This window comes from Janthinobacterium sp. P210006 (genome assembly GCF_036231885.1).
Classification (GTDB): domain Bacteria; phylum Pseudomonadota; class Gammaproteobacteria; order Burkholderiales; family Burkholderiaceae_D; genus Janthinobacterium; species Janthinobacterium violaceinigrum.
The window spans coordinates 20,449-44,209 of sequence record NZ_JAZARD010000003.1 but is presented as its reverse complement, the minus strand read 5'-3'; the positions used below and the strand labels follow the sequence as shown (position 1 = coordinate 44,209).

22 protein-coding genes and 1 pseudogene are annotated in these 23,761 nt (G+C 67.1%); 14 read left to right on the top strand and 9 right to left on the bottom strand.

From position 1 onward, the window contains the following. The first annotated feature begins 27 nt into the window (after positions 1-27). Together VPH41_RS14400 and VPH41_RS14395 are read left to right on the top strand one after the other, a co-directional pair. The gene (locus VPH41_RS14400) at positions 28-1,689 is read left to right on the top strand and encodes a SulP family inorganic anion transporter (protein WP_328570559.1); all 1,662 of its coding nucleotides are present in this window, start codon (positions 28-30) and stop codon (positions 1,687-1,689) included. 48 nt (positions 1,690-1,737) lie between these two features. Further along, positions 1,738-2,358 carry a ParB-like protein gene (locus tag VPH41_RS14395; RefSeq protein ID WP_328570558.1) on the top strand — a complete coding sequence of 207 codons (621 nt, stop codon included), beginning with the start codon at positions 1,738-1,740 and terminating at the stop codon, positions 2,356-2,358. Positions 2,359-2,395: 37 nt separating this feature from the next. On the opposite strand, the gene VPH41_RS14390 is transcribed toward VPH41_RS14395, so the two are convergent. The 3 genes from VPH41_RS14390 to VPH41_RS14380 all read right to left on the bottom strand — a co-directional run bounded on the left by VPH41_RS14390 (position 2,396) and on the right by VPH41_RS14380 (position 4,848). Then, a complete protein-coding gene (locus VPH41_RS14390; protein ID WP_193317634.1) occupies positions 2,396-2,968 on the bottom strand; it encodes a DUF4337 domain-containing protein in 573 nt (190 codons plus the stop codon). Between the two features lie 259 nt (positions 2,969-3,227). Further along, a complete protein-coding gene (gene gstA / locus VPH41_RS14385) occupies positions 3,228-3,842 on the bottom strand; it encodes a glutathione transferase GstA (RefSeq protein WP_152284644.1) in 615 nt (204 codons plus the stop codon). A 109-nt stretch (positions 3,843-3,951) separates the two neighbouring features. Continuing rightward, on the bottom strand, positions 3,952-4,848 hold the full coding sequence (locus VPH41_RS14380) for a LysR family transcriptional regulator (protein WP_152284643.1): 897 nt from the start codon (positions 4,846-4,848) through the stop codon (positions 3,952-3,954). A 93-nt stretch (positions 4,849-4,941) separates the two neighbouring features. Here VPH41_RS14380 and VPH41_RS14375 point away from each other — a divergent pair, with 93 nt between their 5' ends. Beyond that, positions 4,942-6,336, top strand: coding sequence for an MFS transporter (locus tag VPH41_RS14375; RefSeq protein WP_328570557.1), 1,395 nt, complete (start codon positions 4,942-4,944; stop codon positions 6,334-6,336). Here the strand turns inward: VPH41_RS14375 and VPH41_RS14370 are convergent. Then, a complete protein-coding gene (locus VPH41_RS14370; RefSeq protein ID WP_328570556.1) occupies positions 6,316-7,176 on the bottom strand; it encodes a LysR family transcriptional regulator in 861 nt (286 codons plus the stop codon). The genes VPH41_RS14375 and VPH41_RS14370 overlap by 21 nt on opposite strands. 141 nt (positions 7,177-7,317) lie before the next feature. Between VPH41_RS14370 and VPH41_RS14365 the strand changes: the two are divergent. The 3 genes and pseudogenes from VPH41_RS14365 to VPH41_RS14355 all read left to right on the top strand — a co-directional run bounded on the left by VPH41_RS14365 (position 7,318) and on the right by VPH41_RS14355 (position 11,414). Next, positions 7,318-8,832 (top strand): annotated as a pseudogene (locus VPH41_RS14365) (MFS transporter). A gap of 71 nt (positions 8,833-8,903) precedes the next feature. Beyond that, complete coding sequence (locus tag VPH41_RS14360; RefSeq protein WP_328570555.1) at positions 8,904-9,707, top strand: TOTE conflict system archaeo-eukaryotic primase domain-containing protein; 804 nt, start codon at positions 8,904-8,906, stop codon at positions 9,705-9,707. 1,146 nt (positions 9,708-10,853) lie between these two features. Further along, a complete protein-coding gene (locus VPH41_RS14355) occupies positions 10,854-11,414 on the top strand; it encodes a phospholipase D family nuclease (protein ID WP_328570554.1) in 561 nt (186 codons plus the stop codon). On the opposite strand, the gene VPH41_RS14350 is transcribed toward VPH41_RS14355, so the two are convergent. Then, on the bottom strand, positions 11,415-12,311 hold the full coding sequence (locus tag VPH41_RS14350) for a LysR family transcriptional regulator (protein WP_328570553.1): 897 nt from the start codon (positions 12,309-12,311) through the stop codon (positions 11,415-11,417). Positions 12,312-12,441: 130 nt separating this feature from the next. Here VPH41_RS14350 and VPH41_RS14345 point away from each other — a divergent pair, with 130 nt between their 5' ends. The 3 genes from VPH41_RS14345 (at position 12,442) to VPH41_RS14335 (ending at position 15,024) form a co-directional block, all read left to right on the top strand. Continuing rightward, a complete protein-coding gene (locus tag VPH41_RS14345; RefSeq protein ID WP_328570552.1) occupies positions 12,442-13,599 on the top strand; it encodes an agmatine deiminase family protein in 1,158 nt (385 codons plus the stop codon). A 22-nt stretch (positions 13,600-13,621) separates the two neighbouring features. After that, positions 13,622-14,725, top strand: a complete 1,104-nt coding sequence (locus VPH41_RS14340; RefSeq protein ID WP_328570551.1) for an agmatine deiminase family protein — start codon at positions 13,622-13,624, stop codon at positions 14,723-14,725. 95 nt (positions 14,726-14,820) lie between these two features. Continuing rightward, the gene (locus tag VPH41_RS14335; RefSeq protein WP_328570550.1) at positions 14,821-15,024 is read left to right on the top strand and encodes a hypothetical protein; all 204 of its coding nucleotides are present in this window, start codon (positions 14,821-14,823) and stop codon (positions 15,022-15,024) included. Positions 15,025-15,114: 90 nt separating this feature from the next. Here VPH41_RS14335 and VPH41_RS14330 read toward each other — a convergent pair whose 3' ends face one another. Further along, complete coding sequence (locus tag VPH41_RS14330) at positions 15,115-16,176, bottom strand: NAD(P)H-dependent flavin oxidoreductase (RefSeq protein ID WP_328570549.1); 1,062 nt, start codon at positions 16,174-16,176, stop codon at positions 15,115-15,117. A gap of 87 nt (positions 16,177-16,263) precedes the next feature. Here VPH41_RS14330 and VPH41_RS14325 point away from each other — a divergent pair, with 87 nt between their 5' ends. Beyond that, positions 16,264-17,139, top strand: a complete 876-nt coding sequence (locus VPH41_RS14325) for a LysR family transcriptional regulator (RefSeq protein WP_328570548.1) — start codon at positions 16,264-16,266, stop codon at positions 17,137-17,139. Continuing rightward, on the top strand, positions 17,136-18,269 hold the full coding sequence (locus VPH41_RS14320; protein ID WP_328570547.1) for a YbfB/YjiJ family MFS transporter: 1,134 nt from the start codon (positions 17,136-17,138) through the stop codon (positions 18,267-18,269). Before VPH41_RS14325 ends, VPH41_RS14320 begins: the two co-directional genes overlap by 4 nt. A 10-nt stretch (positions 18,270-18,279) precedes the next feature. Here the strand turns inward: VPH41_RS14320 and VPH41_RS14315 are convergent, their stop codons facing one another. The 3 genes from VPH41_RS14315 to VPH41_RS14305 are packed head-to-tail and all read right to left on the bottom strand — an operon-like array spanning position 18,280 to position 21,151. Further along, positions 18,280-19,341, bottom strand: a complete 1,062-nt coding sequence (locus VPH41_RS14315; RefSeq protein ID WP_328570546.1) for a serine hydrolase domain-containing protein — start codon at positions 19,339-19,341, stop codon at positions 18,280-18,282. Then, positions 19,332-20,138, bottom strand: coding sequence for an alpha/beta fold hydrolase (locus VPH41_RS14310; protein WP_328570545.1), 807 nt, complete (start codon positions 20,136-20,138; stop codon positions 19,332-19,334). The genes VPH41_RS14315 and VPH41_RS14310 overlap by 10 nt, the downstream gene beginning before the upstream one ends. Beyond that, positions 20,135-21,151 (bottom strand): M14 family zinc carboxypeptidase, encoded by a 1,017-nt coding sequence (locus VPH41_RS14305; protein ID WP_328570544.1) that lies wholly within the window; start codon positions 21,149-21,151, stop codon positions 20,135-20,137. Before VPH41_RS14305 ends, VPH41_RS14310 begins: the two co-directional genes overlap by 4 nt. 209 nt (positions 21,152-21,360) lie before the next feature. On the opposite strand from VPH41_RS14305, the gene VPH41_RS14300 reads away from it, so the two are divergent. The 3 genes from VPH41_RS14300 to VPH41_RS14290 are packed head-to-tail and all read left to right on the top strand — an operon-like array spanning position 21,361 to position 23,662. Beyond that, positions 21,361-22,101 (top strand): hypothetical protein, encoded by a 741-nt coding sequence (locus VPH41_RS14300; RefSeq protein ID WP_328570543.1) that lies wholly within the window; start codon positions 21,361-21,363, stop codon positions 22,099-22,101. After that, positions 22,098-22,673: an RNA polymerase sigma factor gene (locus tag VPH41_RS14295; protein WP_152258700.1), complete on the top strand. Its 576-nt coding sequence runs from the start codon at positions 22,098-22,100 to the stop codon at positions 22,671-22,673. Before VPH41_RS14300 ends, VPH41_RS14295 begins: the two co-directional genes overlap by 4 nt. A gap of 8 nt (positions 22,674-22,681) precedes the next feature. After that, complete coding sequence (locus VPH41_RS14290) at positions 22,682-23,662, top strand: FecR family protein (protein ID WP_328570542.1); 981 nt, start codon at positions 22,682-22,684, stop codon at positions 23,660-23,662. Positions 23,663-23,761 lie beyond the last annotated feature (99 nt).

The window sequence follows — 23,761 nt, the reverse complement described above, 5'->3', positions numbered from 1 at the left end:
TGAGCGCCACCCACCAGGAGCATCGCCATGAGCGCACCGGCTGCGACGCAAACGAACCGCTGGCAGGATGTCAGCGCGGGCCTGTCGATCGCCGGCCTGCTGCTGCCGGAAGCGGTGGCGTATGCCAGCATCGGCAACCTGGCGCCGCAGGCGGGCATCCTGGCCCTGTTTGCGGGCCTGCTGTGCTATGGCGTGCTGGGCACGAGCCGCTTTGCCATCGTTTCGGCCACGTCGTCGTCGGCCGCTGTGCTGGCCGCGGCCATGGCTTCCCTGGCGGGCGGCACGGCGGGCCACCGGCTCATGCTGATGGCGGGCCTGGTGATACTGACGGGCGGGTTCTTCCTGCTGGCCTGGGTGGCCAGGCTGGGCAGCGTCACGCAATTCATCGCCAAGCCCGTGCTGCGGGGCTTTTCCTTCGGCCTGGCCATCGTGATCATCGTGAAACAGTTGCCCGGCGTGCTGGGCGTGCAGCCGCCGCAGGGCGACATGCTGCATCTCGTTCCCGGCCTGCTGGCGCGGGCAGGGCAGTGGAACGGGCGCGGCGCGGCCCTGTGCGGGGCGGCGCTGCTGTTGCTGTTCCTGCTGCGGGGCAGGCAGCGCTGGCCCGCCGGCCTGATCGTCATCGCGCTGGGCATAGCCGCCGGCCAGTGGCTCGACTTGCCGGGTCACGGCGTGGCCCTGGTGGGTGCCATCGATATCAGCCTGGCCATACCCGTGCTGCCGCGCCTGACGCAGGAGGAATGGACGCGCCTGGCCGAGCTGGCGTTTGCGCTGGCGCTGATCCTGTATGCGGAATCGTATGGCGCCATCCGCAGTTTTGCCTTGAAGCATGGCGACCCCGTGGCGCCCGAGCGCGACTTGCTGGCGCTGGGTGCGGCAAACGTGGTGGCGGGATTGCTGCAAGCCATGCCGGTGGGCGCCGGCTATTCGGCCACGTCGGCCAACGAGGCGGCGGGCGCCACCTCGCGCCTGGCGGGACTGGTGGCGGCCGCCGTGGTGGGGCTGATCGTGCTGACCCTGCTGCCGCTGGTGGCGCTCACGCCCGTGCCCGTGCTGGCCGCCGTCGTCATCCACGCCGTCAGCCATACCCTCAATCCCGTGGCGCTGCGGCCGTATTTCGCCTGGCGCCGCGACCGCCTGCTGGTACTGGCGGCAATTGCCGGCGTGCTGCTGTTCGGCGTGCTCGACGGCTTGCTGGTGGCCATCGCCATCAGCCTGCTGCTGATGCTGCGCCGCCTGTCGCGGCCCGGCATGTCCGTGCTGGGGCGGCTGGGCGACAGCCACGACTACGTGAAGCTGGCGCTGCACCGCGATGCCCGCGCGCAGCCGGCGCTGCTGATACTGCGCCTCGACGAGCCCCTGTTCTTCGTCAATGCCGAGCGCAGCCTGCATCTGGCGCGCGCCTTGGTGGAAGAGCGGTCCGGTCCGCTGCGCCAGGTGATCCTCAGCCTGGAAGAGTCGCCGGACCTCGATGGCAGCAGCGTCGAAGCCTTGCGCGACTTTGCCGCGTTCGTGCGTGGGCGGGGACTGGGCCTGGCCTTGGCGCGGCTGAAGGAGCCCGCATGCACGGTGCTGCAGCTGGCGCTGCAGGACATGCTGGCCGCCGAAGGGGCGCCGGCTTTGCTGCTCAGCGAATTGAGCGTGGCCGAAGCCGTGCGCCTGCTGGCCGCCGCCACGCCTGAAAAGTAGCGGCGACTATGCTACGCTGGCGGCCAGGTCACGCATCGGGGAGACGGTATGACAAGCGCGAAACCGCAACTGGTCAAGGGAAGGCTGAACAAGCTGCTGCCCACGCAGATCACGGTCGGCATGGCCGAGGTGGCGCTCAAGCGCGCGCACTGGGCCAGCCTGGGCAGGAAGGCGCGGACGGCGGCGCTGGCCGATCACTGGTTTCCCAGCATCATAGGCCCGGAAGGGCGCCACTACATCGTCGACCACCACCATTTCGGCCTGGCGCTGCACCAGGAAGGCGTGAAGACCGTCAGCCTGATGATATTGAAGGATTTGTCCTGGCTGGAACCGCTGCACTTCTGGCATGTGATGGACCACCACCAGTGGGTGCACCCGTACGACAGCGAGGGCTTGCGCCGCGATTTCTCCGCCATCCCCCGGCACCTGAGCGCCTTGCACGACGATCCCTACCGCAGCCTGGCCGGCGAATTGCGCAGCGCGGGCGGCTACGCCAAGGACGTGACGCCGTTCAGCGAATTCCTGTGGGCCGATTTCTTCCGCAGCCGCATCGCGCCCGCCATGCTGAAGAAAAACTTCCCCAAGGCCCTGGCGCAAGCGATGAAGCTGGCGCGCAGCCAGCAAGCGCGCTATTTGCCCGGCTGGAGCGGCGTCGTGCCGCCCGCCTGAACTGTCCGCCTGAACAACCCGCCTGAACTACCGGCCGCTACAGCAGGAAGGCGCTGCCGGCCGCCAGTATGCCGGCCGCCGCCGCGCCCACGGAACCCCACAGCAGCCAGCGGCGCCGCGTCAGCACGGTGATGGCGGCCAGCGCCACGGCGATCTGGATGAAGGTCAGGGCCATGGCCAGCCGTTCGTGCGGGCGCAGCTTGGCTTCCGATTCCTCGCCCAGCTTTCTCGATTGCTCTTCCAGCTGGCGCGCCTGCGCCTGCACCAGCGCCTTTTCCCGTTCCTGCCTGGCTTGTTCCGCCAGGAAGCGGGCGCGCACCTCGGGTACACTGGCCAGCGCGGCCGTCGCCTCGGCGATATGGCCCTTCGTCGACTTCGCCTGGTACAGGGCCCACTGGTCGCTGGCCTGTGCCTGCTTGAGGATGCTCTCGTTCTTCAGGAACATGGCTTCGTTCTGCGCATTGCCGCTCTGGTAGCTGATCAGGGCGCCGATGGTGGCGAGAATGGCCGTCATCAGGGCGATTTTCTGCGTCAGGCCATCGCGCTCCTTCTCCGTTGCCTCTTCCACGGCGTGTTCATGGGGGCTCGGTACTTCATATTCTTCTTCCATGACGGATCTTTCGCGGGAGCAGGTGGGAGGAAACGAATTGGCAGCAAACGGACGCCAGCATGACGATACTACCGCATCTGCCGTACAAGCCGGCGGGCGCCGTCCCATGGCGCGAGCGGGCAGGAGCGGCTAGCGTACGGCGCACCCGTTCCTCCCTGAACGATGGCAGGGACACCCCGTGCGCGCCGATGCGGCTGACCACCATGGCGGTGCACGGCCAGCCGGCAAAGGCGTGGCCCGTGCACGGGGACCATGGCGCTCAAGCGGCCTTGGCCAGCCCTTCCGCTTCCCAGGCCGCCTTGACGCTGTCGCGCTGGGCCACTTTGCCCAGGAAGGCTTGCAGATGCGTGAGCGCGGACAGATCCACGCCCAGGCCTGGGGCCCAGCCCGTGATGACGAACAGATAGGCGTCGGCGACCGTGAACGTGTCGCCCGTCAGGTAGGCGCGGCCTTCCAGGCGGCTGTCGATCCACTTGTATTTCTTGCCCAGCTGTTCGATGAACAAGGCCTTGGTGGCCGCGTCGATGCGGGGATCGAACAGGGGGCTGAACGACTTGTGCAGCTCGGACGTGATGTAGTTCTGCCATTCCAGCACCTTGTAACGGGCAAGGCTGCCCACGGGCGGCAGCAGATCCTGTCTGCCGGCCTGTTCGGCGACGTACTGGGCGATGACGGGGCCTTCGCTCAAGGCCGTACCATCGTCGAGGGCCAGCAGCGGCACCTGGCCTTTCGGGTTCTGTTCGTAGTAATTGCCGCCATCCTGCGTGCGGTGCTGGCCCAGGTCGACCTTGACCAGGGTGAACGGCGTGCCCGTTTCGCGCAGGATGATGTGCGGTGCCTGCGAGCAGGCGCCCGGCGAGTAGAAGAGTTTCATGACGATCCTTGAACAGGTGGGAAAGAAGCCACTATAGTCCTGCGCCGGCGCACGGTAAACGCGTGTTCGTGCAATTCACTGTTCACTGCGGGTAAAGGATTGCGCTGGCTCAAACCCCGCGATAGCGCAAGGCGTCGAGCAGCACGGTAAACGCGGGCGACGGGTGGCGCCGGCTCGGGTAGTACAGCTTGTAGCCCGCATAGGCGGGGCACCAGTCGTCCAGCACGCGGACCAGGCGGCCATCGGCCAGGCAGGGCAGCACCGCATCTTCCGGCATGCAGGCCAGGCCCAGGCCATCGAGGGCCGAATGCAGGCGCAGCGCCAGATTGTTGACGATCATCTGCCCCTCCACCCGCACTTTCAATTCCTGCCCGTCCTTGGCAAATTCCCAGGCAAACAGGCCGCCCAGGGTGGGCAAACGCATGTTGATGCAGTTGTGCGCCATCAAGTCCTGCGGCGTGACGGGCGCCGGATGGCGGCTGAAATACGCGGGCGAGGCGACGATGGCCATGCGGAAATCCGGGCCGATGGGCATGGCGATCATGTCCTTGGCCACTTGTTCGCCCAGCCGCACGCCCGCATCGCAGCGCGCGGCCACGATATCGGTCATGCCGTTGTCGACGACGATTTCGATGTTGATGTCCGGATACTGGGGCAGCAAGCGGGCGATGGCCGGCTGCAGCACCGTCAGCGCCGAGTGCTCGCCCGCGCTGATGCGGATGTTGCCAGCCGGCTTGTCGCGCCGTGCGCTGAGCAGGGCCAGTTCCGCCTCGATCTCGTCGAAGCGGGGCGCCACCGTGCGCAGCAGCTGTTCGCCCGCTTCCGTAGGCGAGACGCTGCGCGTGGTGCGCACCAGCAGGCGCAAATCGAGCCGTGCCTCCAGCGCGCGCACCGTCTGGCTCAGCGCCGACTGCGACACGCCCAGCTTGCCCGCCGCCCGGGTAAAACTGCCTTCGCGGGCCACGGCCACGAAGGCGAGGATATCGTTGAAGTTGGTTTGTGCCATGGCGGATGTCTTTCCAATTCATTAGTTGTGCTAATAAGTTCATGCGGACTTTACCATCTATTCATCGTAATGCATACGGCTTACAGTGATGGCATGAACAATCCGCCAGCTGCTACTCCCTCCGCCGCGCCGCACAAGGCGGCCATCCTCGCCATCATCCTCGTCAGCTACGTGATGATCGTGCTCGACACGTCCATCGTGCTGACGGGCTTGCCGAAAATCCACCAGGAACTGGGTTTTACGGATACGGGCCTGGCCTGGGTGCAAAGCGCCTACACCCTGACCTTTGGCGGCTTGCTGCTGCTGGCCGCGCGCGCCGGCGATATCTATGGCCGGCGGCGCCTGCTGCAGCTGGGCCTGGTGTTGTTTACCGTGGCGTCGCTGGCCATCGGCCTGGCGCAGTCGCCGGCCATGCTGGTCGCCGCACGCGCCATCCAGGGCGTGGGTGCGGCCATTGTGGCGCCATCGACCTTGGCCTTGCTGCAAACCACGTTTACGCAAGGGCGCGAACGCACGCGCGCCATCGCCCTGTACAGCGCCGTGGCGGGCATTGCCGCCAGCGTGGGCCTGGTGCTGGGCGGCGTGCTGGCCGAATGGCTGTCGTGGCGCGTGGGATTTTTCATCAACCTGCCCATCGGCGCCGCCATGCTGGCGGCAACCCAGCGCTACCTCGCCGAGAGTGAAATGAAGCAGGGTCGTTTCGACGTGGCCGGCGCGGCCAGCTCCACCGTCGGCATGGCGGCCCTCGTGTACGGCTTGATCCGCTCGGCCGGCGCCGGCTGGGGAGACGGTCTGACGCAAGGTGCATTGGCGGCGGGCGTGCTGCTGCTGGCCGCTTTCATCGCCATCGAACGGCGCGCCGCGCACGCGATCCTGCCGCTGCGCCTGTTTGGCAGCCGCCAGCGCAATGCCGCGTACGGAGCCCGCGTGCTGTTCCTGGGCGCCATGATCGGTTTCTTCTTTTTCACCACGCAATTCCTGCAAGTGGTGCTGCGTTATCCGCCATCGTTGACGGGCCTGGCCTTCCTGCCCATGACGCTGGTGAACTTTGGCGTGGCCCTGTGCGTGCCGCGCCTGACGCGCCGCCTGGGCAATGCGCGCCTGCTGGCCGTGGGACTGGCGACAACGGCGCTGGGCATGGCATGGCTGAGCCGCGTCGATGCGGGCACGGTGTACTGGCTGGGCGTGGCCTTGCCCATGGTGCTGATCGGCGCGGGCCAGGGCATGGCCTTGAGTCCGCTGACGGCGGCCGGGGTGGCCGGCGTGCCCGCGCAGGATGCGGGCGCCGCCTCGGGCCTCGTCAACGTGGCGCACCAGATGGGCAATGCGCTGGGACTGGCGGTGCTGGTGGCCGTGGCCGGCCTGGGCGCAAGCCAGCTGGCGGGCGTGCCGCTGCTGGCGCACCGCGTCACGGTGGCCCTGGGCGGCGCCAGCGCCATGCTGGCACTGGCCTTGCTGCTGGTGCTGTCAAGCCGCCGCGGCGGCTGACCATGCGCGCAGCAACTGCCCGAACGCATCGGCGGCGGCCGTGCTGCCGGCGGCGCGCCACAGCAGCTGGAAGCGGGCGGCGGGCAGGGCGGGCAAGCCGTGCTGGCCATCGATCACCACCATGCCCGGCTCCAGGTCGCCTTGCGGCAAGGCCGTGATGGCCAGCCCTGCCAGCACGGCGGCGCGCAAGCCTTGCTGGCTGGGCGAGGTAAACGCCACGCGCCAGTCGAGACCGGCGCCATCGAGGGCATCGACGCCCACCTGCCGGTGCATGCAGGGCACCGGTGAAAATGCCAATGGCAGCGGCGCCTGGCCGTCGTGCCGGAAATCCTGCGCCGCCGCCCAGACGAAGCGCGTGCGGCGCAGCACGGCCGCGTCATCTTGCCCGTCCGCCAGGGCCATGACGACGGCCAGGTCCAGCGCATCGGCGGCGACCAGTTTCTGTAAATCAAGATAGGTGCCCACCGTCACATCCAGGCGCACGGCGGGAAACAGGTGGGCAAACTGCACGAGCAGGGCAGGCAGGCGCGCGCCCATGAAATTTTCCGGCACGCCAAAGCGCACGGCGCCCGCAATCGCGGAACGCTGGAAGCGCCGCGACAGCGCATCCTGGGCGGCGAGGATCTGCCGCGCGTGGCGCAGGAAATCCTCGCCGTCTTCCGTCAGGCGCAGGCTGCGCGTCGTGCGCACCAGCAGCGTGGTGCCTGCCTGTTCTTCGAGGCGGCGGATCTGGTGGCTGATGGCGGACTGGCTCAGGTGCAGCCGTTCGGCGGCGCGCGTAAAGCCGCCCGTGTCCGCGACGGCAACCAGGGCGCGCAGCAGGGCGGTATCGAAGTCCATGGGGTCCCGTGATTCATGATGAAAATGAATGAATTGTACAAAATTTTATCATTTCCCTCATGAGTCGCGGCTTTCTAGAATGGTGGCTCCCCGTGCGCCGGCATCGCGCGCACCTCCATGACTACCGTACTCAAGGCTTCGATGCTACTTACTACTTCGCAACAAAATGCACTGACCCTGGCCGCCGTCTGCCTGGCCTCGCTCATGTTCGGCCTGGAAATATCCAGCGTGCCCGTCATCCTGCCCACCCTGGAAACCGTGCTGCATGGCGACTTCAAGGACTTGCAGTGGATCATGAACGCCTACACCCTGGCTTGCACCACCGTGCTGATGGCTACGGGCACCCTGGCCGACCGCTATGGCCGCAAGCGCTTGCTGCTGGCCAGCCTGGCGCTGTTCGGCCTCAGTTCGCTGGCATGCGGCTGGGCCGGCAGCACGGGCGTGCTGATCGCCGCGCGCGCGCTGCAAGGCATGGCGGGCGGCGCCATGCTGATTTGCCAGGTGGCCGTGCTGTCCCAGCAGTTCCCGGCGGGCGCCGCGCGGGGCAGGGCGTTCGGCGCCTGGGGCATCGTGTTTGGCCTGGGCCTGGGCTTCGGTCCCATCATCGGCGCGGCCATCGTGGCGCTGTCGAATTGGCAATGGGTATTTCTCGTGCACGGGCCGCTGGCCGCCGTTGCGCTGCTGCTGGCGGGCCTGGGCGTGAGCGAGTCGCGCGACCCGCAGCGGCGCAAGCTGGACATGGCCGGCATCGCCACCCTGTCGCTGGCCGTGTTCAGCCTGGCCTGGTGCCTTACGTAGGGACCGGCGCTGGGATTCACGGACCTGCGTACGCTGGCCAGCCTGGCCGTGGCGCTGGCCAGCCTGCTGCTGTTTGCCGTCATCGAACGGCGCTAGGCTGACCCGATGATCGATTTTTCCGTGTTTCGCATCCGTCGCTTCTCGGGCGCGCTGCTCGGTTCGGCGGGCATGAATTGCAGTTTCTGGCCGCTCATGATTTATCTGCCCCTGTATGTGCAGCATGGCCTCGGCTACAGCAGCCTGGGCACGGGCCTGACCTTGCTGGCCTACACCTTGCCCACCTTGCTCGTGCCGCCGCTGGCCGAACGGCTGGCGCTGCGCTACCGGGCCGATGCCGTCATTCCTGCCGGCTTGCTGGCCATCGGCGCGGGTTTGCTGCTGATGTGCTGGGGCAGCCGCGCGGACGCCGCCAGCTGGCTGACGATCCTGCCCGGCTGCCTGCTGGCGGGCACGGGCCTGGGGCTGACGAATACCCCCGTCACCAACACGACGACGGGGGCCGTGCCCGGCGAGCGGGCGGGCATGGCGTCCAGCATCGACATCAGCGCGCGCATGGTCAGCCTGTCCATCAATATCGCGCTGATGGGCTTTATCCTCGTCGCAGCCATCCAGTCCGCCTTGCGCCAGCATGTGCCCGGCGGACCGGGTGGGGCCGCCTTGCGCGCCGTGGCGGAAGACTTGTCCGCAGGTAAGGGCGCCAGCGCATTGCCGGCCGGCGTGGCGAAGCTTGCGCTGGCACAGGGCTTTGGCGCCGTGATGCTGTACGGCGGGGTGGCTGCCTGCCTGTTCGCCGTGGCCAGCTGGCTGGTATTTGGCGCCGGGCGGGCGGGGCAGGCGACAGGCTTGCCGGCGCGCTGAGATCCATGGCTCGGGGAGGCTATAATCTGGGCACGTTGACAAGTGTTGCTCAACGTCATTACGAGGCCGCCATGCATAAACTGATTTCCGAACTCACCCGCCTGTATCTGTTCGATGAACAGCAGCAATACGTTGATGCGGATGGCGGCGCGCAGCCGCTGACGCCGGCCGTGCTGGCGCGCCATCTGTCGGGCGAACAGACGGTAGCGGTGCGACTCGTGACCGGGAGCGGCCTGGCGCGCGCGCTGGTGCTGGAGTTTGGCGGCAAGGGCGGCGGCGAAGCGCACTGGAGCGCGCTGTGCACGATCGCCAATGCCGTGCAGCACGAGCTGGACTTGCCGGCGCCCGCCGTCAGCATCTCGGGCACGGCATTCCAGTTATGGCTGTCGCTGGCCACGCCCGTGCCCGTCGCCCAGGCGCGCCAGTTCGCGCAACTGCTGCGCTCGACCTTTCTACCTGCCTCGACCGACATCCTCGCCGTCGCGCCGCCCGCCTACGTGGAACAGGTGGCGCTGCCGCCTTGCCTGCAGCCATCCGGCAAGTGGGCCGCCTTCATCCACCCCAGCATGGGCGCCGCCTTCGTCGACGAACCGGGCCTGGACATGGCCCCGCCGCCCGCCGCGCAGCTGGGCTTCCTGGAAAGCTTGCGCAGCATCAACCCGGCCCAGTTTGCGCAGGCGCTGGCGCAGTTGCAGGGGCATGCGGGGTTGGCCGAGGCAGTGCCTGCCGCCGCTCCCGCTCCCGTCGCCCCATCACCGGCGATCGCGCCCGCTACCCAGCCAGGCTTGCTGTTGCAGGACGCCACCCTGGAAGACATCGTGCGCTGGCTGCACGCGCGCAACATCGAACCGACGTTCCGGCACCGGCTGCCGTAGGCGCCGCATGGCTGGCCTGAGGTGAACAAACAATACAGTCAGAGGCTGTTGATAAATGAGCAAATGCGAGCTGATTGATGCGTATGACGACCTTGGAATGACCGAGCTTCTTTACGCTGTGTTTTAGGCGACCTTGCTCAAGTACAAGAATTGCTACAACAAGGTGCAAACCCTCACAAGCCCCACCGTGATGCTCCTGCCGCCACGCCGCTTTGGCATGCGTTGGCCTATTCGAGGTCGCTCAGGCGCTCCGTGCCCATGGCGTTCGCTAGAGAACGGCCGGGTCCGGTCAGACGCGGTCATGGACACTTGCGAGAACAGTCCCAAGGGGCCCAAAATGCTTAGTGATGTAGAGTGCCGCGCTCTTGCAATCGCCGAACAGCATATTCCGGATTCAGTTCAGGAAGGTTATACGCTTGGGGACGACTGGGTATGTCCACAGTGCTTTGGAGACCTAACCTGTTATTTCAACTGGACAAGTGCATAGACTTGTCTTAGCTTTTCCATGGACGGCCAGAAGCCCGTATCCCCGGCGTACGCTCTAAAGTGAGTTACCTCCAATATGAACCGACAACAACTGTTGCGACAATGGGAATTCCCTCATCTCGACCATGGAGGAATAACGCTAGTTGCACGAACAGACGCAGAGAAATGCTTGCGGATGATTCTTGAGCAGAAGTGCCGTCTGCAGGGGTATGATGGATTTACGTTACATAGCGATGGTCAGCTTCAACCGCATATGGAATGGAGTGCAAGTTGGTCATGGGAGCATCTGCCGTCTTTTGCTGAGATGCTAAAGGATGTTCTTGAATCGCCTGCTTCAGTGACTCATTTCGAATTCGTTTTTTCGAACGATATCTGAAACTTGTTCGGCACTTGGTCGTACTGCGAGGGTCTCCAATCGGCCTATTGTGTAGAAAAACGCAGGTACGTTGACATTTAGATAGAAATCCTGCCAGCCTAGACTGGTCAGTACCACCGCTATTGAATGATCACCGACTGATTGGAAGTCTGAGTTCTCCTGAAATTGTTGCCGTTCGACTTTTTCAAAGGGTGAAAGCGGACGGTCACGTAGGCTCCGGGTCTGCTTGCAGGCTGATTTTTTGTTCATCCACACCCGATTATTGAAACAAGGAAATGCCAGCGATGAAGAATCTCCTGCTTGCCGTTGCGCTGTGCCTGGCCGCAGGCGTGTCGCCGGCGTCACCAGTATCGCTCGCCGCCGACGCCGCGCCCACGGTCACCATCGAGAACGCGTTTTCGCCCGATGGCGGGGCGGAGGCGCTGGTGCTCAAGGTCATCGATAGCGCGGCGTCGAGCATCCGGCTGGCCGCCTATTCCTTCAGCTCGCCCCATGTGGTCGCGGCCTTGCTGCGCGCGCGGCAGCGGGGCGTGGACGTCAGGGTGCTCGTCGATGCGCGGCGCAACGCGCGCAAGAACAGCCGGGCCGCCTTGAACCGGCTCGTCGATGCGGGTATTCCCACCCGCATCATTTCCCGCTACGCGCTGCATCACGACAAGTACATCGTTGCCGATGGCGTGACCGTGCAGAACGGCAGCTTCAATTACACGGCCGATGCCGCTACCGCCAACAGCGAAAACGTGCTCGTCGTGTGGAATAGCGCGGTCCTGGCGCAATCGTACCTGGCGCACTGGGAAAACCGCTGGGCCAGCGGCGTCGACTATGCGCGCGTGCCGCAGCCCTGATCATTGCTCCTGCGCCGCGCCTTGCGCGCGCAGCCAGTCGAATACTTGCCCGACGATGGGCGAACGCGGATGTTCCGCCACGCCCGACAGCCACCAGGTGGCGCCCGGCACCCTGGGGTAAGCGGGCAGCACGTGCAGCAGGCCGCGCGCCAGGCTGGCATCGACCAGCAGGCGCGGCAGGCAGGCGATGCCGCGCCCGTCGAGCGTGGCGTCGAGCAACAGGCGCGCGTCGTCGTAGATGGCCCGCTTGCGAAAGCGCGCCAGCGGACCCAGGAACAAGGGGGCCGTCGCGTCGCCCGTCAAGCTTTCTTCCAGACACACCAGATCCGCGTGCAGGTGATGCGTCTCCTGCGGCACGCCGGCCAGCCGCGCCGCCAGCTCGCTGTTGGCCACCAATACCCATTCATCGTGCAGCAGGGGGATTTCCAGCAAGTCCGGCTGCAGCAGGGGACGGTCGCCGATGGCGATATCGACGTCGATTTCATCGACGAAGCGGGCGCTCTCGTCCACCGACAGCAGCAGGCACAGTTCGGGCAGCTGCGTTTCCAGCGCCCGCAGCCGCGGCTGCAGCCAGCCGTGCAGCACGGGCGCCGGACACACCAGCACCACGAGACCAGGATCGAGATAGGTGGCGATGCGCCCCAGGCCGCTGCGCAGCACGGTCATCGAGCGCTGCACGCTGCGCAGCAGCACTTCGCCCGCCACCGTCAGCTCCACGCCCCGTCCCGCGCGGCGGAACAGGGGCTGCTTGACCTGTTCTTCCAGCAACTGCACCTGATGGCTGATGGCCGACTGCGTCACGTGCAGTTCGTCGGCCGCGCGCGAGAAATTGCCGTGGCGGGCAGCCGCTTCAAAGCCCATCAATAACTTCAGCGAAGGAATGCGATGTTCTGACATATGAGAAAACTTAATGAATTAAAGCAAATCATATCATTTGTTTTCATATCTTGATCCCGCCACAATGCCGTGCATGCCAACGCGCCGGCAAACGGTGCGCGGCACTCTGACTAACTAATCAAGGATGGATATGAATACACGTCGATATTTCTTGCGTCATTGCATGGTGGGTGGCAGCGCGCTGGCCATGGGCGGCATGCTGGCCGCGTGTGGCGGCGGTGCTGTGGAAGCGGGCCCCGTTACGCCCACGCCGCCCAGCATTAGCGGCGGTGGCGTCAATCAGGCGGACGGCTGGCGCATGCCCGACGAGGCCGAAGCCCACAAGGCGACGTGGATGGCGTATGGCGCCTCGAGCGCCGTGTGGACGCGCGCGCAAGTGCCGCAGGTGCAGCTGGCCCTGGTGCGCATCGCCAATGCGATAGCCGCCTACGAACCCGTCAACATGCTGGTGCGCCCGGCGGAACTGGCCAGCGCGCGGCAATTGCTCGACGCGCGCGTGAATCTGATTGCCGCCGAGATGGACGATTTATGGATGCGCGACACGGGCCCCGTCTTCGTGCGCAAGCCGAACGGCGAGCGGGCCGGCGTGAAGTTCAACTTCAATGGCTGGGGCAACAAGCAGCAGTTCGGCAAGGATGGGCAGGTGGCGGACACGGTCGCGGCCCAGGCCCGGGTGCCGCTGCTGGCCACGCGCCTGGTGCTGGAAGGCGGGGCGCTGGAAGTCGATGGCAAGGGCACGGCCATCATCACGGAAAGTTGCGTGCTGAACAATAACCGCAATCCGGGCTGGAGCAAGGCCGACTGCGAAGCGGAACTGCAGCGCCTGCTGGGCATCCGCAAGGTGATCTGGTTGCCAGGCATCAAGAACAAGGACATCACGGATGCCCATACGGACTTTTACGCCCGCTTCGTGCGCCCCGGCGTCGTGGTGGCGCACCGCGAGATGGATACGGAATCGTACGACTACGCGGTGGCCCGCCGCCACCTGGAGATCTTGCGCGGCGCCACCGATGCCGATAATCAGCCGCTGCAGATCGTCGTCATCGACGGTCCCGAGAAAATTCGGCCTGGAAACAACCCGAATACCTTCGCCGCCGGCTATATCAATTACTATGCCACCAGCAGCGCCATTTTCTTGCCGGAATTCGGCGATGCGCAGGCGGACGCCAGCGCCAGGGCGCAGTATGCGCAGCTGTATCCGGGGCGCGCCGTGGTGCAGATCAATATCGATCCCATCGCGGCCGGCGGCGGCGGCATCCATTGCACCACGCAGCAGGAACCGGCATAAACGCGCATCACAGGAGAACAGCATGCAACGACGACATTTTCTCTCGGGCGCCATGGGCCTGGCGGCAGGCGCCGCCGTGGGCTTGCCCGCCGCTTTGCCTGCCTCGTCGGCCCTGGCCGCAGGGGCCGGCTGGCGCATGCCCGACGAAGGCGAGCGCCACGCGGCCACGTGGATGGCCTTTGGCGCGAATGACGAGGTGTGGGGCAAGCGCCTGAAGGCGGGCGCGCAGGCGAACCTGGCGCGCATCGCGCAAGCGATTGCCAGCGTCGAACCCGTGCACATGCTCGTCAACGAGGAAGACTACGACGTGGCCGCTCGCCTGTGCGGCAACAAGGTCAAGCTGCTGGTGCAGCCCATCGACGACCTGTGGATGCGCGACACGGGCCCCGTCTTCGTCAGGAAGGCGGGCGGCGCGCTGGCCGGCGTGAATTTCAATTTCAATGGCTGGGGCGAAAAGCAGGACTATGACGACGATGCGCTGGTGGCTGGTTTTGTGGCCGGACGCGCCGGCGTTGCCGTGCTGGAAAGCAGCCTGGTGCTGGAAGGGGGCGGCATCGAAGTCGATGGCCAGGGCACGGCCATCATCACGGAAAGCTGCGTGCTGAACGCCAACCGCAACCCCGGCGTTGGCAAGGCAAAGTGCGAGCAGGAACTGCACCGGCTGCTGGGCATCGAGAAAGTCATCTGGCTGCCCGGCATCGCGGGCCAGGACATCACCGATGGCCACACGGATTTCTATGCGCGCTTCTGCGCTCCCGGCGTCGTCGCGGCCGGCTTTGAAAACGACCCTGCTTCGCCCGAGCGCGCCGTCACCCAGCGCCACCTCGACATCCTGCGCAAGGCCACGGATGCGCGCGGCCGTCCGCTGCAGGTGGTGGTCCTGCCCGGTCCGGGCCAGGTGCGCCCGCAATATGAAAACAAGGATTTCGCCGCCGGCTACATCAATTTCTATGTCTGCAACGGCGCCGTGCTGTGCCCGGAATTCGGCGATGCGGCAGCCGACCGCAACACCAAAGCCATCCTGCGCGAACACTTCCCCGGGCGCGACATCGTGCAGCTGAACATCGACGCCATCGCGGCCGGCGGCGGCGGTATCCACTGCACCACGCAGCAGCAGCCGGCGTAGGCGCGGATCGCTGAGGGAAATTCGCTGCTTTCCTGACGCGCGGCTCGTGTAAGATTTGCCAGCCGCGCGCATGCGCTTACAAGAATGGGAAGAAAATGAATAGCTGGTCTCCTCGCACCGTCCGCGGACTGCTTTTTTTGGGCATCGGCATGTGTGCCTTTAAATTGCAGCCGGTAATGACTGCCGCCCTGGCCAGCTCATTGTTCTGGTCCGGCTTGTCGCGATCGGGATTGAGCCTCGTCGGCATGGTCTGCCTGGCTGCCGGCGTTTATCTGCTGGCCACGCGGTATAAAAAATAGGACACGGGGCAGTCATCCGTCCACTGCCAGCCGCGCCTGGCAAGCCCGCAGGCTGTCCTTGTCCTACGTCACCTCAGCGCCATCCTGGAATCAGCGGGCCATTTCCCGCGCCAGGGTGGCCACCAGTTCCGCCGCGCCCATTTCCCGCGCCAGCGGGGCGCCCTGGCCAGCCCATTGCGCGGCAAATTCGCTGTCGCCGCGCAGGCTGGCCGCTGCATTCAACTGTTTGGCGGCATCGTAGGCGACGGGATAGTCGGCTGGCGGCGGGCTGCCCGGCGCTTCGCCATGTGCGATCAGGCGGTTCACCATGCCCCGCGCCAGGCGGCCCGAGAGCACGCTGGTTAGCCGGGTGCTGGCCGCCCGCCCGCTTTTCAGGTTGGCGCGGTAGCCCGCATTGGCCGCCGACTCCGGGCATAGCACGAACGCTGTGCCCAGCTGGGCAGCCGCGGCGCCCAGGTCCAGCGCCGCGCGGATGCCTTGTCCATCCATGATGCCGCCGGCCGCGACGAGGGGCAGGGCGGTGCTGCCCGCCAGCAGGCGCAGCAGCACGGAAGTGCTGTGGCGCTCGTCCTGCGCCTGCGGATCGAAGACGCCGCGATGCCCGCCCGCTTCCACGCCCTGCGCCACGATGGCGTCGACGCCGGCCTGTTCGATGAGCAGCGCCTCGCGCACATTGGTGGCCGTGGCCATCGTGTAGATGCCCGCCTGGCGCAGGGCCGCGATCTGCTGCGCCGCCGGCAAGCCGAAATGGAAGCTGACGACGGCGGGACGCAGTTCCAGCAGCAGGTCGAATGCCGCAGCATGGCCGATGAAGGTTTGATAGATCTCGTCCAGCTGCGTGGGCAGGGCCGCGCCCAGCTCCGCAAACAGGGGCGCCAGATGGGCCAGCCAGGCCGCTTCGCGCCGCGCATCCCTGACGGCCGGCGCATGGCAGAACACATTCACATTGAAGGGCTTGTCCGTCAGCGCGCGCGTGTCCGCGATCATCTGGCGCGCCTGCGCCGCCGTGCCCGCGCCGATGGCCAGGGAGCCCAGGCCGCCCGCATTCGAGACGGCAGCGGCCATGCGCGGCGTGGAGACGCCCGCCATCGGCGCCTGGATGATGGGGTATTGCAGGCCGAGGCGGTCGAGGAAGGGCTGGGATGAAGTCATGATGATTCCTTCATGAAGTTGAGGATGCTGCATTTGATTCGTATTTTGAGAATATAATACCATAATCATTTTCAAAAAGAGAATACGATGGATTTGGAATCATTGCGGATTTTTTGCTCGGTCGCCAGTGAACTGAGCGTCACCCAGGCCGCTGCCCGCCTGGGTCGCGCGCCGTCCAGCGTCACCACGCGCATCCAGCAGCTGGAAGCCGATGTCGGCGCGGAACTGTTCGTGCGCACCAACAAGCGCATGGCCCTGACGGCGGCGGGCGAGCGTTTTCTCGAGTATGCACAGCGCCTGCTGGCGCTGGCGGACGAGGCCCGGCATGTCGTCACGGGCGGGCGCGAGGGCGGCACCTTGCGCGTCGGCAGCATGGAAAGCACGGCGGCCAGCCGCCTGCCTGCCTTGCTGGCCGCCTATCACGCGCGGTATCCGGCGACGCGGCTGGCGTTGAGCACGGGGCCGTCGCGTCCCCTGATCGAGCAGGTGCGCACGGGCTTGCTCGACTGCGCGTTTGTTGCCTTGCCGCCATCGTTCGGCGGCGCCGCCGCGCTGGAGGAGCTGGGACTGGCATCGAGGGCCGCGTGGCGCGAGGAGTTGTGCCTGCTGCTGCCGGCCAGCGAAGCGCAGGCGCGGCGGGCCGCGGACGTGGCCACGCGTTCGCTGGCGGCGTTTCTCCAGGGCTGCACCTACCGCGGCATCGCGGAAGACTTGCTGGGCGTGGCCGGCAGCACGCAGTGGCGGGTGCAGGAAATGAGTTCGTATCACACCATGATCGCCTGCGTGGCGGCGGGTGCCTGCGTGACCCTGCTGCCGGCCAGCGTGCTGGCGCTGTCGGACGCGCCCGCAAGCTTGAAAACCTTGCCTGCAGGGCAGATTGACACCGTGCTGGTGTGGCGCGCGGGCTTCGACGTGCCCGCGTTCCAGCACTTGCTGGCGCAACTCGGCGCGGCGGCGCCGTGAGCGGGGCCATCAGGCTGCGCGCGGCCATCGCCGGGGCGGCCATCCTCGCCATCGGCATGGGCTTCGGCCGCTTTGCCTTCACGGCCATCTATCCGCACATGGTTGGCGAAGGCGTCTTGAGCTTGCGCGACGGCAGCTTGGCCGCCTCGGCCAACTATGCTGGCTACTTGCTGGGCGCCATCCTGGCCATGCGCGCGCGGGCGCACAGCGCGCACCGGCTGTGTTTGTGGTCCGTGGCCGGCACGGCGCTGTGCCTGGGCGTGCTGGCCTTGTCCATGCCCGTCTGGCTCATCGTGACGGTGCGGGGCGTGGCGGGCGTCTTCAGCGCGCTGGCCATGGTGGCTGCCTCGCTGTGGCTGCTGGAGCGGCGCCGCCACGCGCGCGGCGCGCCGCTGCTGTATGCGGGCGTGGGGGCGGGCATCGCCGTGTCGGCCGAATTGCTGGTGCTGGCATCGTACCTGGGCTGGCACAGTGCCGGCATGTGGCTGCTGCTGGCCGGCGTCACCGCGCTGGCGGGACTGGCGGCCGCGCCCGCCATTGCCGCCGGCGGCCAGGCGAGCCCGAACGCGCCGCCGGCGCCAGCTTCTGCGCCGGCGCTGGCGCCCGTGGCGCCGTGGCCGCTCGTGCTGATCTACGGACTGGCAGGGCTCGGCTACATCGTTACGGCCACGTATCTGCCCGTGCTGGTGGGCGTAGCCTTGCCCAATCTCAATTCCGCCCACGTGTGGGCCGTGTTCGGCCTGGGCGCGGCGCCCTCGTGTTTCCTGTGGCACCGGCTGCATGAGCGGCTGGGCACGCGCCGGGCGCTGCGGCTGAACCTGGCGTTGCAGGCGCTGGGCGTGGCGCTGCCCGTGCTGGCGCCGTCGGCCGCCGGCTACCTGCTCAGCGCCATCCTCGTCGGCGGCACGTTTGTAGGCACGGTGACCATCGCCATGCCGGCCGCGCAGCGGGCCGCAGGCAAGGCGGGCGCCAACATGATGGCCATCATGACGGTCGTGTATGGCGTGGGCCAGATCACCGGCCCCGTGCTGGCCGGCAGCCTGTATGCGCAGTCGCATAGTTTCAACAGCGCACTACTGGCGGCGGCCGGCGCGCTGCTGCTGGCCATTGCCGTGAGCCTGCGGCTGTAAGCTGCCGGCGTCAGAGGTCGAATGCGCTGCGCATGAAGTCGCTGCGCAGCGCGTTGACCCTGGCGGAATCGCGCGTGTAGTACAGCTTGTTCGTCAGCAGCACCGCATAGCGGCCGCGCCGGGGACTGAGCCACATGGCCGTGCCCGTGAAACCCAGATGGCACCAGACGTCGTCCTGCGCCAGCGTGCCTGCCGCCGGGTGCCAGAACAGGCCGCGCGACGGCGTCAGGGCGCCCGTCTGCACCGTCAGCGAGTCGCGCACCCAGCCGGCGTCAAACACCTCGCCGTGGCGGCCCGCCTGCGGCGCCAGCATCGCCCGCAGGAAGCGCTGCAGGTCGGGCACGTTGGAAAACAGCCCGGAGATGCCGCACACGCCGCCCAGCAGCCGGGTGGAAAAATCATGCACGACGCCGGACAGGTGCGCGCCCGCCTGCTCGCAATACTCGGTGGGCGCGACCAGAGCGCCATGCGCGGCGGGCAGGGGGCCGAAGCCCGTGGCGGCCATGCCCAGCGGCCGCAGCACGTGCTCGTCGAACGCCTGGTCCAGGGGCATGCCCAGCAAGCGCTCGATGACAAAGCCGAGGATCAGGGCCGCGCGGTCCGTGTATTCCACGGCCTGGCCCGGCGTGCCTTCCAGCGGCTCGCGCAGCACGCCGCGCACGATATCGTCGTACACCTCGCCATAGCTGGCGCGCAGGCGGGCGCGCAGCGGCAAGCCGGCCGTATGGGTGAGCAGCTGGAACACCGTGATGGGCGCCAGCGCGTAGCCGGCCGTGCCGGGCAGCAGGTCGGCCAGGCGGTCGTCCAGGCGCAGGCGCCGGCGGTTCAGCAGCCAGCCCACCAGCGGCCAGACGCTGACGACCTTGGTCAGCGAAGCGATGTCGAACAGGGTGTCGACCTGCATGGCGGCGCTGGCGGGCTCTGGCGTGAGCCGCCCGGCTGCGCCCGCCACGCCGTCGTGCATATCGTGGTCGACTGTTCCAAAGGCCCAGGCCGCGCCTGGGAAAATGTCATCCTGTACGCCGGCCTGCGCCAGCGCCGCCAGGTGGTTTTCACGTTCCGTTATCCGCATGTTGACTGTACTGTGTTTTGTTCGCCATTATCCGTCATTGTCACCCCGATCCAGCGCGCCACCGATTGCGCCAGCCATTCACCTTCGTCGAGCGGCAAGTCGTGGCCCGCATCGCCGTGGATCAGGCAGTCCGCCTGCCAGGCGCGCGCCAGGCGCTGCGAACAGCGGTGGTCGACCAGCCGGTCTTGTGCGCCCGCCATCACCAGCACGGGCATGGCGGGCCGGCTGGCGGGGGCGCGGTAGCGGGCGGCCGACAGCAGTTGGCGCAGCGCATTGCGCCGGCTGACGGGGTATTGCTGCTGGTAACTCAGCCAGCTGTCCAGCAAGGCCGCATTGCCGGCGCCGTGGCGGCGGCTCGTCAGGCGCAGGATCAGCGCTTCCTGGCTGCGCGGGTCGCCCAGCAGCAGCTGGCGCAGCAGGGCGCCGTAGTTTTGCCAGCGCAGCCGCCGGTAAAACGGGCTGTAGGGCCGCATGCTGGTGTTGACCAGCACGCAGCGGGCGATTTCCTGCGGGTAACGGCTCGCCCATTCCACGGCCACCATGCCGCCCAGCGACAGGGCCAGCAAGTGGTAGGGCGCGGGGATGCCCCGTTCCAGCAGCTGCCGGCGGCAGTCTTCCACCATGTCCGCCACGCGCGTGGCGCTCGTTTGCAGGTGGCGCGTGCCATTGCCGGGCAGGTCGGGCGTGACGATGCGCGCGCCGGGCAAGGCGTGCGCGAGGGTGGCGGGAAAGTGGCCCCAGTGGCGCTGTTCGCGCATCAGGCCGCGCAGCAGGACCCAGGTGGGCGGCCCGCTCATGATTCATACCATTGCGCCAGGGCGCGCCGGCGCTGCGCCTTGCGCAGCAAGCCTTCCGGCACCCAGCGGCCGTGGCTGCTGGCGGCGCGCATGAGGAAATCGAACCACACGAGGTGGCGGCGCAGCACGCGCTGCAGCCGGTGCGCGGCCGTGGGGTTGAACATGCTGACCCGGTTGAACAGCTGGCGCGGGTTTTTCTTGACCCACAGCCAGGAACCCATTTCCAGGGTCAGCGGCAGGAACACGCGGCCCGTATGGCTGGTGCCGTTCAGGTACAGATAATCCCACAGGTCGCCATGCGTGCGGTATTGCCGGCTCTGCGGCTCGAACACATAGTTGTGGTTGGGGTAGCTCTGGCTGAACAGCTCTTCCAGCGCGCCGATTTCGGCCAGGTGTTCGATGGGCACCTTGGTATGCGCGTGGGGAAACCAGATGCGGTCGCGCAAGCCGAAACCGGAATGGCAATCGAGGGCGATGCTGAACTGGCGCGACAGCAGTTCGCGCTCGACGAGGTCGCACACGGCCTGGCTTTCCAGTTCCATGGGGTCGTGCGCCGCGCCCCGGTACCAGGGCAGGCGGGCGCTGTAGCGCTGTCCGCCCAGCATGAACGGCACTTTTTCGCGCGCGCTCAGGGGCGCATTGCGCATCAGGTCCACGCCGCGGGGATTGCTGCGCGTGGCTTGCCACATGCCGCCCGGGTTGACCAGCGGCATGAACACGAGGCGCATGGTTTCCAGCTGCTGGTGCAGGGTGGCGTCCCAGCGCAGGCGCGCGACCAGGCTTTCCAGGAAGGACAGCAGCACTTGCGTGCCGATGCGCTCGAGGCCGTGGATGCCGCCAAAAAAGCCCAGCACGGGCACGTCGGGGCCGGGATTGCCCATGGCAATCGTGTACACGGGAAACTCGCGCCCATCCATGGCGATGCTGCAGGGCGCAGCCACTTCCAGGTGGCTGCCGCCCTCGTCGATGAGGCGCTTCAGCATGACCAGCTCGGGCAGATTCTTTTCGATCATCAGGCGTCTGAATGGGAATGTGACAGCCAGTGTAGCCGAAATCGTTGCTGGGGCAGACGTCTCGCATGGCGAAATTTATTGACCGCAAGCATGTCACGAAGCCGTCATTTTTGCTGTGTAGGCTATTGCAGTTGAAGCAAGAATTGTTACTTGGCAATACCTCGTTTCCACGCGGTTCCACCCTCACACGATAGCGACACGATAGCGATATGACAGGCAGCCCGGCATCCGTCCATGTGCTTGCGCTGGCGGGATACCTGGTTCTGCTGGGCTTCCTGACCGCGGTGGGGCCCGTGCGGGCGCAGTCCGCCGACGGCCCCGTGCTGCAGTTCGATATTGCCGCGCAAAACCTGGGCGACGCGCTGGACCTGTACAGCCGCCGCACGGGCATCGCCGTGCTGATGGACCAGCGCTACGCGCAGCGCCAGTCGGCCGCCGTGCGCGGCGCCCATGCGCCCGGCGCGGCCCTGCAAGTTTTGCTGGCGGGCACGGGGCTGCAATCGCGCCTGTCCGACGCGCAAGCCGTCATCGTGTACGCACCGGCACGCACAGCCGCCGCCGCAGCGGAGCTGCCGCCGGCCGCCGTCGTGGCCGCCGCCGACATCCCGGGCGCCGTGCAGAACGGCGGCGACCATGCGGCCTATGTGAGCCGCTTGCAGCACGTGCTGCTGGGGTTGCTGTGCCGCGCGGCGCAGACGCGTCCCGGCGGCTACCGGCTGGCGCTGCAGCTATACCTGAACCGCGCCGGCGTGGTGGACCGCGTGCACCTGCTCGACAGCACGGGGCTGCGCGCGCGCGACACGGCCATCGCGCGCCTGGTGCTGGGCATGCGCGTGGGCGCGGCGCCGCTGCCATCGATGCCGCAGCCCGTTTCGATCCTGCTGCTGCCGCAAGGACCTGGCAGCGAAGTCGATTGCGCCGCCAGCGCGCCGGGAGGGGCGGCGCCATGAGCATGCCCGACCTGCGCACCAAGCTGAAACGCCACCTCAGTTCGCGTTACGCCGTGCTGCGCTGGCGCCTCGAACGGGTGGTCGGCTGCAAGCACAATGCGGCCGATGCGCTGCAGGAAACGTGGCTGCGCCTCGAAGCGATGGTGGCGCCGGGCCCCGCCGCCGCGCCCGTCCATAATCCCGACGCCTATCTGCTGCGCATGGCCGCCAATATCGCCACCGATGCCTACCGCCGCGACCGCATCATCGTCACGGAACGCGAACGCGAAGAGCTGATGCACATGGCCGACGAAACGGGCGACGACATCAGCGACCCCGCCCGCATCGTCTCGGCGCGCCTCGACGTGCAGGCGCTCGACGCGGCCTTGGCGGACCTGTCGCCGCGCCGCCGCGCCATCCTGACGGCCGCCAGGGTCGATGGCTTGCTCAACGCGGAGATCGCCGAGCGCTTCGGCATTTCCGTGGCGATGGTGAAGAAAGAATTGCAGGCCGCCATGCAACACTGTAAAACGTGCATGGCCGACGCCGAGGCCGCCCAGCGCAGCGATGTGTCGGGCCGCCGTAAATATTGATGAATCTCATGACTGCTCCTGACCGCGATCCACGCGCCCCTTCCGAAACCGCCGACGGCGATGCCGCCATCGGCCAGCAAGCCGCCGTCTGGTGGGCGCGGCTGCGCGGCGACGATTTCACGCAGGCGGACGCCGACGCCTTGCGCGCCTGGTGCGCGCGCAGCCCCGCGCATGCGCGCGCCTGGCGCGAGCTGGGACAAGTGTGGCAGGCGCTGGATCCCGCCTTGAGCCGCGCCGCCGCCACGCCGCAGCGGGCGGCCGTGCTGGCGTTTCCGGCGCGTCCCGGGCGGCGCGCCTTCCTGGGCGGCGCGCTGGCGGCCGGCGTGGCCGTGCTGGCCTTGCGTCCGCCGCTGGGCGCCTGGCCATCGCTGCAGGAATTGCGCGCCGACTACCGCACGGGCACGGGCGAACAGCGGCAAGTGGCCCTGTCGCAGCAGATGACGGTGCAGATGAATACGCAGACGCGCATCAATGTGCTGGCGCCGGAATCGATCGAACTGCTGGGCGGCGAAGCGGAAATCCTCGCCAGCGGCGCGCGCCAGCCCGTGACGGTGGCGGCGGGGGCAGGGCGCTTGCTGGCGCAGTCGGCCCGTTTCAATATCCGCCACACGGGCGATGCCGTCTGCGTCACCTGCCTGGCGGGCGCCGTGGACGTGGTCTGGCAGCAGCGGCGCCAGACCCTCGATGCGGGGCAGCAACTGGTGTACGACGACGGGGGCGCGCAAGCCGTCACGGCCGCGCCTGCGGGCGAGGCCAGCGCGTGGCGTACGGGCGCGCTGTCGTTCGTCGGCAAGCCGCTGTCCGAGGTGGTCGATGAAATCAACCGCTACCGGCCCGGCCGCGTGCTGCTGCGCAATGCCGAGCTGGGCCGCCGCCTCGTGCGCATGCGTTTTTCCATCGGGCAAACCGATGGCGCGCTGGCGATGATACGCGACCTGTACGGCGCGCAAATGACCAGCCTGCCTGGCGGCATCGTGCTGCTCAGCTGATATCCGTTTGCCCTGCGGCAGGGCAGATAAAAATATTTTTCAAAAAACATTATCCCTTCCGCCGTCCAGCTACGTCATGGAGGCATGGACGCTTGCGCT